This window comes from Adhaeribacter terrigena (assembly GCF_016623615.1).
Classification (GTDB): Bacteria; Bacteroidota; Bacteroidia; order Cytophagales; family Hymenobacteraceae; genus Adhaeribacter_A; species Adhaeribacter_A terrigena.
This window is the reverse complement of the sequence record NZ_JAEHFX010000001.1, coordinates 342,705-355,729: the sequence shown is the minus strand read 5'-3', so window position 1 is coordinate 355,729 and position 13,025 is coordinate 342,705. Positions and strand designations below refer to the sequence as shown.

Annotated in this window: 12 protein-coding genes; all 12 read left to right on the top strand. The window is 46.4% G+C overall.

What is annotated here, in order from left to right; translation table 11 throughout:
* Window positions 1–4: 4 nt before the first annotated feature.
* The 12 genes from I5M27_RS01520 (at window position 5) to nuoF (ending at window position 12,985) form a co-directional block, all read left to right on the top strand.
* Window positions 5–388, top strand: a complete 384-nt coding sequence (locus I5M27_RS01520; RefSeq protein WP_200504265.1) for an ArsR/SmtB family transcription factor — start codon at window positions 5–7, stop codon at window positions 386–388.
* 672 nt (window positions 389–1,060) lie between these two features.
* Window positions 1,061–1,810: a YjjG family noncanonical pyrimidine nucleotidase gene (locus I5M27_RS01515; RefSeq protein WP_234462339.1), complete on the top strand. Its 750-nt coding sequence runs from the start codon at window positions 1,061–1,063 to the stop codon at window positions 1,808–1,810.
* A gap of 200 nt (window positions 1,811–2,010) precedes the next feature.
* Window positions 2,011–3,642 (top strand): L-glutamate gamma-semialdehyde dehydrogenase, encoded by a 1,632-nt coding sequence (gene pruA / locus I5M27_RS01510; RefSeq protein WP_200504264.1) that lies wholly within the window; start codon window positions 2,011–2,013, stop codon window positions 3,640–3,642.
* Window positions 3,643–3,771: 129 nt separating this feature from the next.
* Window positions 3,772–5,130, top strand: a complete 1,359-nt coding sequence (locus tag I5M27_RS01505; RefSeq protein WP_200504263.1) for a T9SS type A sorting domain-containing protein — start codon at window positions 3,772–3,774, stop codon at window positions 5,128–5,130.
* 239 nt (window positions 5,131–5,369) lie between these two features.
* Entirely contained in the window at window positions 5,370–6,023 is a 654-nt protein-coding gene (locus I5M27_RS01500) for a T9SS type A sorting domain-containing protein (RefSeq protein WP_200504262.1), read from the top strand.
* Between the two features lie 161 nt (window positions 6,024–6,184).
* Window positions 6,185–7,531, top strand: coding sequence for a T9SS type A sorting domain-containing protein (locus I5M27_RS01495; RefSeq protein ID WP_200504261.1), 1,347 nt, complete (start codon window positions 6,185–6,187; stop codon window positions 7,529–7,531).
* 266 nt (window positions 7,532–7,797) lie between these two features.
* On the top strand, window positions 7,798–8,172 hold the full coding sequence (locus I5M27_RS01490) for an NADH-quinone oxidoreductase subunit A (RefSeq protein ID WP_200504260.1): 375 nt from the start codon (window positions 7,798–7,800) through the stop codon (window positions 8,170–8,172).
* A 96-nt stretch (window positions 8,173–8,268) separates the two neighbouring features.
* Window positions 8,269–8,823 (top strand): NADH-quinone oxidoreductase subunit B, encoded by a 555-nt coding sequence (locus tag I5M27_RS01485; protein ID WP_317193532.1) that lies wholly within the window; start codon window positions 8,269–8,271, stop codon window positions 8,821–8,823.
* Window positions 8,824–8,825: 2 nt separating this feature from the next.
* Window positions 8,826–9,335 carry an NADH-quinone oxidoreductase subunit C gene (locus tag I5M27_RS01480; protein ID WP_200504259.1) on the top strand — a complete coding sequence of 170 codons (510 nt, stop codon included), beginning with the start codon at window positions 8,826–8,828 and terminating at the stop codon, window positions 9,333–9,335.
* Between the two features lie 179 nt (window positions 9,336–9,514).
* On the top strand, window positions 9,515–10,762 hold the full coding sequence (nuoD, locus tag I5M27_RS01475) for an NADH dehydrogenase (quinone) subunit D (RefSeq protein WP_200504258.1): 1,248 nt from the start codon (window positions 9,515–9,517) through the stop codon (window positions 10,760–10,762).
* A gap of 91 nt (window positions 10,763–10,853) precedes the next feature.
* Entirely contained in the window at window positions 10,854–11,384 is a 531-nt protein-coding gene (locus I5M27_RS01470) for an NADH-quinone oxidoreductase subunit NuoE family protein (RefSeq protein ID WP_200504257.1), read from the top strand.
* A gap of 257 nt (window positions 11,385–11,641) precedes the next feature.
* Window positions 11,642–12,985, top strand: a complete 1,344-nt coding sequence (gene nuoF, locus I5M27_RS01465) for an NADH-quinone oxidoreductase subunit NuoF (protein WP_200504256.1) — start codon at window positions 11,642–11,644, stop codon at window positions 12,983–12,985.
* The last annotated feature ends 40 nt before the right edge of the window (window positions 12,986–13,025 follow it).

The following is a 13,025-nucleotide window of genomic DNA, read 5'->3' as shown; positions in this document are numbered from 1 at the left end:
CAACATGCGGCTCAAACACTTTAACGTAGCTTTCGGCGAACAAGTATTCAAAGCGCTCGGCGATGAGTCCAGGATCCGCCTGCTGAACCTGATCTACCGCAACAAAGAGATGTGTATTTCTGACCTGGAACAGATCCTCGATTTTACCCAGACCAAAGTTTCGCGGCACCTGATCTACCTGAAAAATGCCGGTCTGGTAAGTTTTAGAAGGGTAGATAACTGGGCGTATTATTATTTAAAGGAAGAAACGGAAGACCTGCTGAGCCAGATCTTCGGGTACCTGGAAAAAGATGCGCTTTTGCTGAAAGACCAGGAAGTTTACAATGTACTTTATTCGAACCGGGAACTGGCGGTTTGCAAATTGCATAGTAGAAGGTGGCAGGGGTGATTTTTGGTTTGCTCTGAGTTTTTAAGCTTAAAAGCATAGCGTTTTTTTTCCGTCATCTCGACGATGGAAGGGATCTATTTAAGTTAATAAGAAAGTTTGTTAATGAGTTTTTGAGCCTGAAACGATACCGTTTTTATAGCTTGCTTTCGATCTTAACTAATAACTTTTTACTTTCATAGGTAGCTTTCTCACTCCAGCCGGGTGGCTTCGTTTCTGCGTTCGCGGCTGCAACCCTTCCTGCCCTTGCGGGCTGCCTGTGGCACCGGAAGTCTTGGAGGCCGCTCTCACAGAAACTGGTATCTGTTTCCCTTTGTAGCTAACTTCTTTTTAGTTTAGCTTTCTTCAGAACGTGATTTTCAAGGTACGCTGCGCTGGCGATTGGCGTGAAATTGATAATCCTGGAAATCGTGTTCAGACAAGAAATCCTTAAATCCCTGAATCCTATAAATCCAAATTCAGACATTCATTGCCATCTGCTTTAGCTGACGGTACACAGGAGAAAAAAGCTCCCTCCTCTGAATCAGGGTGGGGTTATAACTTCGTGGCTTTAAGGAGAGGTGCCGGGGGTTGACCTTCGCTATTTAATGGGAATCTTTCCGTAAATCCCGCTGCAGGCAGGAATCAACAATTTAACCATTTAACAATTAAGCCATTCACCAATTAACCCTACCTTTGCCGAACCAAACAGGGCGCGGACCGGTTTTAACTTTTGCGCCTACTTACCTGAACATGAAAACGTATACCCATATTTTCTTCGACCTGGACCATACGCTCTGGGATTTTGAAAAGAACTCCGAAGAAACCATTTACCACCTTTTCGAGGAATTCAAGTTAAGTCGTTACGATTTTACCTGTTCCGATTTTTTTAAGAAATACAGCTACGTAAACAAACGTTTGTGGCAGCTTTATAATGCCGGTAAGGTAAACCAGGAACAGTTGCGGCGCACGCGTTTCACCAAAACCCTCCGCGACCTGGGCGTGCCGCAAAGCGAAATCCCGTTTGAACTGGAGGAAGAATACCTGCGCATCTGCCCTACCAAATCGGCAGTTTTCCCGTTCACTTACGAAACGCTTACTTACCTGAAAAGCAAATACGAACTGCATATCATTACCAACGGGTTTAAAGATTCGCAGGCGCAGAAAATTACGAGCTCGAACCTGCATCCTTATTTTGGCGAAGTGATCACTTCGGAATGTACGGGTTTTGCCAAGCCCGATAAACGCATTTTTCAGCACGCCCTGGAACGCGCCAACTGCACGGCTAAAAACTGCCTGATGGTAGGCGATAACCTGGAAGCCGATATCCTGGGCGCGCAAAATGCCGGCATCGATCAGGTTTTCTTCAACCCTGAAAAGAAAAAGCACCCGCTGAAAGCAACTTACGAAATTTCCTGCCTGAGCGAGCTGCAGCGGATTCTTTAAATTGCTGATTGCTGATTGATTTCAATAATTGAATTGTTAGCATTTGGAGTTAAAAACGGTAGGATCATCGAAGTAAAAACTGCTCCGAACCTTCAGCTCAATCAACAATTAGCAATCAACAATCAACAATTATAAATACCTTTGCTTTAGAGTTTAAACGAACTGATAACTGTTCAACCTTAACTGATAACTGAAAAAATATGTCGAACGGATTTTTTAATGTACCTACCCCGGTAAACGAGCCTGTAAAAAGCTACGCGCCGGGTTCCAAAGAAAGAGAAGAACTGCAGAAAGCTTATAAAGAGCTGAAAGGCCAGAAGTTAGATATTCCCATGTACATTGGCGGCGAAGAAGTTCGTACCGATAACAAAGTGGCTGTTGCCCCTCCGCACGATCATAAACACGTGCTGGGTCATTTCCACCAGGGCGAGGCCGAGCACGTTACGCAGGCCATTAATGCGGCTTTGGCGGCGCGCGAAGAATGGGCCAATATGCCCTGGCAGAGCCGCGCAGCGATCTTTTTAAAAGCGGCCGAATTACTGGCGGGTCCGTTCCGGGCGAAAATGAACGCGGCTACCATGCTGGGCCAGAGCAAAAATGCCTACCAGGCTGAAATTGATGCGGCTTGCGAACTGATCGACTTTTTCCGTTTCAACGTGAAGTTCATGATGGATATTTATGCCATTCAGCCAGAAAGCATGCCGGGCATGTGGAACCGTTTGGAGCACCGTCCGCTGGAAGGTTTTGTATTTGCCCTTACGCCTTTCAACTTTACTTCTATTGCCGGTAACTTACCAGCTGCGCCTGCTTTAATGGGTAACGTAGTGGTTTGGAAACCAGCCAACACGCAGATCTATTCAGCTAATGTGCTGATGGAATTGTTCCGCGAAGCCGGCGTGCCGGACGGCGTTATTAACCTGGTTTATGTAGAAGGCCCGACTGCGGGCGACGTAATTTTCAAGCACCGCGATTTTGCCGGCATTCACTTTACGGGCTCTACGGGCGTTTTCAATAACATCTGGAAAAACATTGGCGAGAATGTTTCGCGTTACCGCACCTACCCAAGAATTGTGGGCGAAACCGGCGGAAAAGACTTTATCCTGGCGCATCATTCGGCTAATGCCAAAGAAGTAGCGGTGGCTATTTCGCGGGGCGCGTTCGAATTCCAGGGTCAGAAATGTTCGGCAGCCAGCCGCGCGTATATTCCTTCTAACCTGTGGGAAGAAATTAAAGGCTACGTGCTGGAAGACCTGAAAAGCTTTAAAATGGGCGACCCGGAAGATTTCAGCAATTACATTAACGCGGTGATCGACGAAAAATCGTTTGATAAGCTGGAGAAATTTATTGAAGCGGCGAAGAAAGATCCGGAAGTGGAAATTATTGCCGGTGGCAAATGCGACAAATCGAAAGGTTATTTCATTGAGCCAACCATTATTCTTTCCAAAGACCCGGCTTACGTAACCATGTGCGAGGAATTGTTCGGCCCGGTTTTAACGGTTTACGTGTATGATGAAAAAGGCAGCTTTGAAGATACGCTGACGCTGGTAGATTCTACTTCGCCTTACGCGTTGACGGGTGCCGTTTTCGCGCAGGATCGTTATGCTATTGAGCTGGCCACTAAAAAACTGGTTCACGCGGCCGGTAACTTTTACATTAACGATAAGCCGACCGGCGCCGTAGTTGGTCAGCAGCCGTTTGGTGGTTCCAGAGCTTCGGGTACCAACGATAAAGCCGGTTCGGTATTCAACCTGATCCGCTGGACATCTACCCGCACCATTAAAGAAACCTTTGTGCCGCCGGTAGATTACCGTTACCCGTTCCTGGCGAAATAAGTTAATCTGACTTTTTAGTGCTGAAAAGCTACCGTTTTCTGGAAAAGAAGGCGGTAGCTTTTTTTTTGTTACCTAAGGCAACGGTTGCAGAAATTTCTACGACTTGTTATTAATGAAGCCTTTCGATCTATGAGAATACAACTTACTCCAACTTTACTGTTGAGACCCATTTTCAGTTTAATAATTATTCATTTTTTCATATGCTTTTCGAGTTTTGCGCAGATAACTCCTCAACCCAATATTAGCCATACGGTCCTGAGTTCATGGAAAGATCTTCAACAAACTTTTAAAAAACGGGAACAAAAAAGGGGTTACGGAAATCTGCGCACCAATACTAATTTACCGTTTTGCGATATTTATCTTCCTGATTCAAGTAATTCTGGCTGGAATCTGACTAATCGGGGATTTTACACCTATGATTCCTTAGGCTGGTATACATCCCGTACAGTTTTTGATCTTAAAGGATGGCCGCTGGAAAAAGATTCAGTCCGATATGACAGAAATGGCAAAGAATTGATAAAGGCAAACTTCCAATGGAATGGCAACCAATGGACACCTATTGCCGGGTATAGAATTCAGCGAAATTATGATAGAAATGGTAATGAAATTTTAGCTGATCATGAACGACTCATAAATGGTAGCTGGCAGTCCTATAGATGGGATCTTTACGGTTATGATACGGCAATGAATGTTGTCCAGATTTCTGAAACTTATCTTCACAATCCGATTCAGAATAAAAACACAACATTTACCTACAGTGTTCCTACTGGGCCTGCAACTGAAATTACGATTGAGCGCTATTTAAATGGCACGCTTACAAATCACGAAAGACATGTAAATATTACCTGGCATAATTTTTCAAAAATGCAGCCAACCGCCCTGAAAGTGCAACAGTGGATTAATAATACATGGGAAGATTACGCCCAAATTAACATCTCTTACGATTCTCTTGGAGGGTCAATTTATACAGAACAGCAATGGTATAATGGTGCCTGGGAAAATGTTTACCGCATTTCCACAATTTTAGACACAAAAAAAAATTACATTGGTTCTAAAAACGAAGAATGGTTAAATGGTGCTTGGTGGTCCAGATTTGAATCAGCGCAAGTGCTAACTTATAACCAGGCAGATGAAATTACAGAACGGATCTATCGCAGCTGGTCTTTTTCTCAACCTGGTTGGAATAACCAGTTAAGGGAAGTTTACACAACGCAATGGGTAACCGGCCTGAAAAACGAAATCCCTCAGGAAATAACCGCCAAGGTTTATCCCAACCCAACTGAAAACCTCCTGAACATCGAGATCGCTGAAAAAACGCAAAATGTAACTGCCCTGCTTTCTGATATCACCGGTAAAGTAATATTGAGCCGTAATTTCAAAGCTACGGAAGCAAAACAACTGAACATACAAAACTTGAAACCCGGCATTTACCTGCTCACGCTGCAAACTGAAAAAGGACAGGCGGTTCGGAAGATCATAAAAAACTAAACGCAGACTTTTTAGTGCCAAAAAGCTACCGTTTTCTGAAAAGGAGAGCGGTAGCTTTTTTTGTTACCGATGGCAACGGTTGCTAAAATTCCTGTATCTGAATATTGTCGTTGGCAAAATATTATTTGCGCGGCTAAGGGTAGCAAATATTTCTTTTGTCTTTGCTTCAGAAACCAGCAAATGCCTGCAACGGAATTACTGAAACCGGCGTCATTCTTAAACATGATGCTACCTGAACTATGAAAAAAATTTTATTGCTTTTGCTTTTTGTTGCCGGCTTTTCACGGATCAGTGCTGCGCAGAGCGTAGTCTTCGCTTTCGACAGCATTTGGGCACCGCCGTATATCTGCCAGGCCAGCCATTTCGATGTGGAAGTTTTCGGAACCGTGGCCGATGGCAGCATCCAGTATGGGACCCAGAGTTTTTCGGTGCGAAACGATACCATTTTGGTGCAGTTCTATTTTGTAGCCGGCCCCGGCCCGGCCATGCCCTACCCGCTTTACCGCAAAATAAACGTGCCGGCTCCCTGGACTTTCGGACCCTATAAAATTGTGGCGCAGGGCATTTATAACGGGCAGGTACACCAAACCATTAACTCCCGGATCTCCATTTGCTCGGGTGTTTCCGGCTTGCCGAAAACCGATAAGAAAGCGATGAAGATAAAGCTTTACCCGAACCCGGCGCAGGATTTTATAAGCTTTGAAGCAACTGGAATTACCGGCTCAGCTGCGGTAGCTACCATAAAAGACCTGACCGGAAAGACCTGCCTTACAGAAAAAACCGAAACCAGTCAGAAAAACCGGTTCTCGGTTGCTGCGCTGCCGGCCGGTATTTACGTGCTGCAATTGCAGACTGAAAAAGGTGTTGTTTCGCAAAAATTCATAAAACAATAAGCCAAACAGCAGTTTTTCAGCTTAAAAGCCTACCGTTTTATCGTCGGGAAAGCCTGGCCTGAACCTGTCACTCATAAAAAAAGCTATTCACCACATTTTCAGCACCTTCCCGGAAACATACCGTAACTTTTAGTTATTGTAAATTCATTTCATTTTTGATTATGACTGCATTATTTACATCCAGATTTTTAACTGCGGCCTTAGCCGTATGGTTGCTGGCCGGCGTTGGCATCAACGTATTGGCCCAGGGAAACTCCACGAAATTCCGGCCGGGAAAATTAACCGTTAAACCAGCCGATGCACCAACCGGCAGCCACGCCAGAATAAATGCGCTGGTATCGCGGCCGGGCAACAGCCAGGATTATGTGGCGTCGGGTGGCGGCAACTGGCAGATCCAAAGCCACAGCACCTATACTTACGATACCCAGGGACGCTTAACGCAACGTCTCTACACCGACCCGGCTACCAACCAGAACCTGGGCCGCGAAAAAACAACGTACGATGCCCGGGGCAACGAAATTGAATACCGGGTAGAAGGCTGGAATGGCAGCGCCTGGGAACTGATAGATGGTTATATGACCCTGATCAGCTATGATCAGAAAGGCAACAAAACCGAGCTCATTTCCGAGTATTGGGATAACGTTCAGAACACCTGGGTACGGGAAGCCCGCGAACAAACCGTTTACGATGCCAACAACCTGGCAACGTCGTTTACTAATTCCAGCTGGGATGGCACTACCTGGCAACCGGAAGAACGGATAGTGTTGAATAATGTGGGCGGGGTTGCTACGAGCGCGGTTATACAGGAATACAACAGCGGCGTTTGGACGGATGCTTACCGGGCCTTAAACCTGACCTGGCATGTACTTTACGAAATTCCTTCGGCATATGTGCTGGAAACTTTCGATAATAACGTTTGGGTGCAAGACGAAAAATATACCGCAGTTTACGATGCCAACGGCGGCCACGTAGGTACCTATGAAAACTGGAACGGCACCGCCTGGGAGAACTTTATGCGCGAAACCGAGACTTACGATAATAATAAAAACTATACCGGCTGGCTGGATGAAGACTGGAACCAGATGAATAATGCCTGGGACTATGAAGGCGAAGACCGGCAGGTGCTCACCTATTCGGGCATTGATGTAACGCAGCGCATTTACCAGGACTCGTGGAGTTCAGGCACAACTACGCTGGAAGACCGCGTGAAAGAAGTTTACAGCAATTTCCAGACTTTCAATGTTTCCGGGGTACAAGATCAGTTGGCCGAAGCTGCGGTAAACGTTTATCCGAACCCGGCCAGCAAAATGGTAACGGTTTCTATCCCCGCAAACAAAGCGGCTTTTACTGCTATAGTGGCTGACGTAACCGGCAAAACCTGGCTGACCAAAACTTTCCAGGCCGGTGAGGAAAATTCGGTATACATAGAAGCTTTACCCAAAGGCATTTACCTGCTGCAACTGCAAACCGAAAGCGGAACCATTACAAAACGCATTGTGAAGCAGTAAGGCTTACTTATACTTTATGAGCTCAAAAAGCTACCGTTTTCCGAAACCAAGGAAAGGCGGTAGCTTTTTTATTATCAGCACGTTACGCTCAATAAAACTACATTTTAACGTTATACTTTTCAGGAGCAAAACCATAGCTTTTTTATGAGAACAAAACCTGCCACCGTAAGCCTTATTTAGAAACAGTCTAATCCGATTATTAGCTTGTAATGTTTCTGATTAATCTCTAATTTTGCTCCCAAATTTCGCCTCAGAACGCATTTAAAATGGAACAAGCAATATATACCCCATACGATTACCTCCCGATTATTGTACAATTTCTGGCAGCGGCTGGTTTTGTGGCTTTTGCCATGGGTGTAACCCACCTGATCGGCCCGAAACGCCATTCCAAAGTAAAAGACGAAGCCTGGGAATGCGGTATTCCAACCGTTGGAAACGCCCGTACGCCTATTTCCTATAAGTACTTCATGACGGCGATCCTGTTCGTGATCTTCGATATCGAGATCATTTTCATGTATCCCTGGGCCGTGAATTTCAAAGTACTGGGCACCGAAGGTTTCCTGCAGATGATCACGTTCATGGGCCTGTTAATGGCTGGTTTCGTGTACGTTATCAAAAAAGGCATTCTGAAGTGGGAATAAATTAACGGAAACCGAAACGGAATAAACTTTTAAAAATTCCTGCGTGTTGAGAAGAAAGTGCTTTTAGCCCGATTTTCGATTAAAGTTTAGAGATTTATGAGCAATTTAAATAGCAATATCAGAATGATTGAAGCTCCGGATGGCCACGAAGGCGCCGGTTTCTTCGCAACCTCATTAGAAAAAGTGGTTGGCATGGCGCGTAAAAACTCGCTGTGGCCGCTGCCTTTTGCTACTTCCTGCTGCGGCATTGAGTTTATGGCTACTATGGGTGCCAACTACGATATTTCCCGTTTCGGTTCTGAGCGCCCAAGTTTTTCCCCGCGCCAGGCCGATTTGCTGATGGTTATGGGAACAATTGCCAAGAAAATGGCGCCCATTGTAAAGCAGGTTTATGAGCAGATGGCCGAGCCGCGCTGGGTTTTAGCCATGGGTGCGTGTGCTTCCTCGGGTGGTATTTTCGATACCTATTCCGTTTTACAGGGCATCGACCGCATTATTCCGGTTGACGTGTACGTGCCGGGTTGCCCGCCGCGTCCGGAAGCCGTTTTAGATGGGTTGCTGCGTGTGCAGGATCTTGCCGCCAACGAATCATTGCGTCGTCGTAACTCTCCGGAGTACCAGGAACTTTTAGCTTCTTACAACATCAAATAAGCATGGCCGAACTTACCAATCAGGCAGTTTTAGAGCGCTTAACGCAGAAATTCGGTGAACAAACATTTACCGATATAGGCGAACCATACGGCCTGCTGACTGTTACTACCACCCGCGAGCAGATCATTCCAATTCTGGAGTTTCTGCACGCGGATGAGTTTTTACAAATGAATTTCCTCACCACCATGTGCGGCATTCATTATCCAAGCAGCAAAGACCAGGAACTGGGCATGATCTACCATGTTCACAGCCTGGTTCATAACGTTCGCCTGCGCATCAAGATCTTCTTCCCTATCGCCGATCCGGTGGTACCAACCGCCACGAAGCTTTACGCCACCGCTAACTGGATGGAACGTGAAGCTTTTGACTTTTACGGCATCAAGTTCGAAGGTCACCCGAATTTAATTCGCATCCTGAACGTGGAAGACATGGATTATCACCCGATGCTGAAGCATTACCCGCTGGAAGACGGCACCCGGGAAGATAAAGTAGACCTCTTCTTCGGAAGATAATTTCGTTGCTCGTTGTTCGTTTTTCGTTGTTCTGCTTTTTAAGGGAAAAACGATAGCGTTTCAAGGGCAAAAAAAAACGAAAAGTAAAGTGAGTTAGCCGTTGGAGTTTTTCAAATGACGGAATTTTAAATTTCTGAATTCGAACAACGAACAACGAACAACGAATAACGAACCCAAAAATGGCAGAAATTAAAAAAGCAGAAGAAGTAAAGCACCCGATCAATCAGGTGCACGGTTCGCTTCAGACTGCTGATGAATTTAATAACGAACTTACCACGCTGAACTTGGGACCTACGCACCCGGCTACGCACGGTATTTTCCAGAATATCCTTCAGATGGACGGTGAAAAGATCGTTTCGGGCGTGCCCACGATCGGTTATATTCACCGCGCCTACGAAAAGATCTGCGAACGTCGTCCGTTTTACCAGATTACCCCGCTTACCGACCGCATGAACTATTGCTCTGCTCCGATCAACAATATTGGCTGGTGGCTGACAGTAGAAAAACTGCTGGGCGTAAAAACTCCGAAACGTGCCGATTATATCCGGGTAATTGCCATGGAATTAGCGCGTATCACCGACCATTTGATCTGTAATTCTATTCTGGGCGTAGATACGGGCGCTTTTACCGGTTTCCTTTACGTTTTCCAGGAACGCGAAAAAGTTTACGAGATCTACGAAGAGATCTGCGGCAGCCGCTTAACGACCAATATGGGTCGCATTGGCGGGATGGAACGCGATCTTTCGCCGATTGCTATTGAAAAACTGCGCAAGTGGTTAGATGAATTCCCGAAAGTGTGGGCCGAGTTTGAAAAAATGTTCAACCGCAACCGCATTTTCATGGATCGCACTCAGAACGTAGGTGGTATTACCGCTGAACGTGCCCTGAACTACGGTTTTACCGGACCTAACCTCCGTGCCGCCGGCGTTGACTACGATGTGCGCGTGATGAACCCTTATTCTTCTTACGAAGATTTCGAATTCGAAATTCCGGTTGGTACCAAAGGCGATACCTACGACCGCTTCATGGTTCGTAACGAAGAGGTTTGGCAAAGCTTACGCATCATCAAACAAGCGTTGGAAAACCTTCCCGAAGGACCTTACCACGCTGATGCTCCTGAATATTACCTGCCTCCGAAACAAGCGGTTTACCGCAACATGGAAGCTTTGATCTACCATTTCAAAATTGTGATGGGTGAAATCGATGCGCCGGTTGGCGAAGTTTATCAGAGTGTAGAAGGTGGCAACGGCGAACTTGGTTTCTACTTGGTTTCCGATGGTGGCCGCACGCCTTACCGCATGCACTTCCGTCGTCCGTGCTTTATTTATTACCAGGCTTACCCGGAAATGGTAATTGGCACGCAGCTTTCGGATGCGATCGTGATCCTGAGCTCGATGAACGTAATTGCCGGCGAATTAGACGCTTAATTTACAGTGAAATAAGAACAGAAAACGGTAGGCATTAAGGCTTAAAAAGTCAAAATCCGAAACCGAAAAACTGTTAACTGAAATACTAGAAATGGTTGATTTTAAAGATAAATCGGAGGTTAAATTTTCCGAAGCCGCTCAGAAAGAAATAGAACGCTACATCAGCCACTATCCGGCCGATCGTAAAAAATCGGCAGTTCTGCCGGTGTTGCACATTGCGCAGGCGGAATTTGGCGGTTGGGTGAGCCCGGCGGTACAAGATAAAGTAGCCGAAATTTTAGGCATAGAACCGATAGAGGTATATGAAGTAGCAACTTTCTATACCATGTTCAACTTAAAACCAGTTGGAAATTACGTGCTGGAAGTTTGCCGCACCGGACCTTGCATGCTGCGCGGCTCTGACCAACTGATCGAGCACATCGAAAACCGCATCGGTTGCAAAGTGGGCGAAACGTCGCCGGATGGCATGTTCACCCTGAAAACGGTTGAATGTTTAGCGGCTTGTGGCATGGGCCCAATGCTCCAGATCCACGAAGATTACCACGAAAACCTCGATCCGGAAAAAGTGGATAAACTGCTGGAAGACCTGCGGAATAAAGCGGCGGTGAAACAAAGCAATTAAGCTTTTCAAGTAGGAAAACTCCAGGGTTTTAGCGAAAAAACTCAACGTATTTCCCAAGTTTTTTGAGGAAACTTAAGAGGCCAGGTTTTGAAACGCTATTGTTTCGACTATAAAAACTACTGAAAAAGCGAACGTTAAAAACGCTAGCCTTTTCACCCGAAAAACTAAGAACGAAATTCCGGTAACGGAAAATTTGAATATCATTTTAAAGTCTTGATACTTGTGTCCTGATACTTGTGTCTAAGAAAGCGAAGAAAATGGGACTTAAAATATTAACCGAACATATTAACGTACCAGGCATTGAAACCTACGAAACCTACCGCAAAATGGGAGGTTACCGTTCGGTGGAAAAAGCCCTGAAAACCATGACGCCCGACGAAGTGGTGGAAGAAGTAAAAAAATCCGGTCTTCGTGGTCGCGGTGGCGCCGGTTTCCCTACGGGTATGAAATGGAGCTTCCTGGCAAAACCAGAAGGCAAGCCACGCTACCTCGTTTGCAACGCCGACGAATCGGAACCAGGTACTTTCAAAGACCGCGTACTGATGGAGAAGATCCCGCACGCGCTTATTGAAGGCATGATCACTTCCAGCTTTGCTTTGGGTGCGCGAACTTCTTATATCTACATCCGCGGTGAGCTGATGTTCGTGTTGCGGATTTTAGAGAAAGCTATTGCTGAAGCGTACGCGAACGGCATGCTGGGCGAAAACATTTTAGGTTCCGGTTATTCTTTAGACTTACACGTGCACCCGGGCGGTGGCGCTTACATTTGCGGCGAAGAAACAGCCTTGTTGGAATCGCTGGAAGGCAAACGCGGAAACCCGCGTAATAAACCGCCTTTCCCGGCAGTTTGGGGCCTTTATGGCTCTCCTACCGTGGTAAACAACGTAGAATCGATTGCTACCGTGCCGTGGATCGTGAACAACACCGGCGATGAATACGCAAAAATTGGCGTAGGCCGTTCCACCGGTACCAAGTTAATTTCTGCGGGCGGACATTTAAACAAGCCGGGTGTTTACGAAATTGAATTAGGTTTACCGGTAGAAGAATTCCTGTACTCCGACGAATATTGCGGCGGCATCTGGAAAGGCCGGAAATTTAAAGCGGTGGTTGCCGGTGGTTCATCGGTTCCAATTCTTCCTGCCGAATTATTCCTGAAAACAGCTGAAGGCGTTCCCCGCGTAATGACCTACGAATCATTATCTGAAGGTGGCTTTGTGAGTGGTACCATGCTGGGCTCCGGCGGTTTTATTGCCATGGACGATACAACCTGCGTAGTGCGCAATACCTGGAATTTCGCGCGTTTCTACCACCACGAATCCTGCGGACAATGCTCGCCATGCCGCGAAGGTACCGGCTGGATGGAAAAAGTACTGCACCGTTTAGAGCACGGACACGGCTCCATGCACGATATCGATCTGCTGGTGAGCATTTCGAAACAAATTGAAGGAAATACCATTTGCCCACTTGGCGACGCTGCGGCCTGGCCGGTTGCCAGTGCGGTTCGTCATTTCCGCGAGGAATTTGAGTGGCACGTGCGTAACCCGCAGGAAGCTACCAAACCAGGGGCCGTTTTCAATAAATCGGAAGCCGTGCTGGCATAAAGGAAAACGCTAGGGTTTCAGGCTAAAAAAGTCAGAACCG

Coding starts and splice junctions, on each gene's coding strand:
- I5M27_RS01520 (WP_200504265.1), top strand. CDS start 5: ATGCGGCTCAAACACTTTAACGTAGCTTTCGGCGAACAAGTATTCAAA.
- pruA (WP_200504264.1), top strand. CDS start 2,011: ATGTCGAACGGATTTTTTAATGTACCTACCCCGGTAAACGAGCCTGTA.
- I5M27_RS01505 (WP_200504263.1), top strand. CDS start 3,772: ATGAGAATACAACTTACTCCAACTTTACTGTTGAGACCCATTTTCAGT.
- I5M27_RS01500 (WP_200504262.1), top strand. CDS start 5,370: ATGAAAAAAATTTTATTGCTTTTGCTTTTTGTTGCCGGCTTTTCACGG.
- I5M27_RS01495 (WP_200504261.1), top strand. CDS start 6,185: ATGACTGCATTATTTACATCCAGATTTTTAACTGCGGCCTTAGCCGTA.
- I5M27_RS01490 (WP_200504260.1), top strand. CDS start 7,798: ATGGAACAAGCAATATATACCCCATACGATTACCTCCCGATTATTGTA.
- I5M27_RS01485 (WP_317193532.1), top strand. CDS start 8,269: ATGAGCAATTTAAATAGCAATATCAGAATGATTGAAGCTCCGGATGGC.
- I5M27_RS01480 (WP_200504259.1), top strand. CDS start 8,826: ATGGCCGAACTTACCAATCAGGCAGTTTTAGAGCGCTTAACGCAGAAA.
- nuoD (WP_200504258.1), top strand. CDS start 9,515: ATGGCAGAAATTAAAAAAGCAGAAGAAGTAAAGCACCCGATCAATCAG.
- I5M27_RS01470 (WP_200504257.1), top strand. CDS start 10,854: ATGGTTGATTTTAAAGATAAATCGGAGGTTAAATTTTCCGAAGCCGCT.
- nuoF (WP_200504256.1), top strand. CDS start 11,642: ATGGGACTTAAAATATTAACCGAACATATTAACGTACCAGGCATTGAA.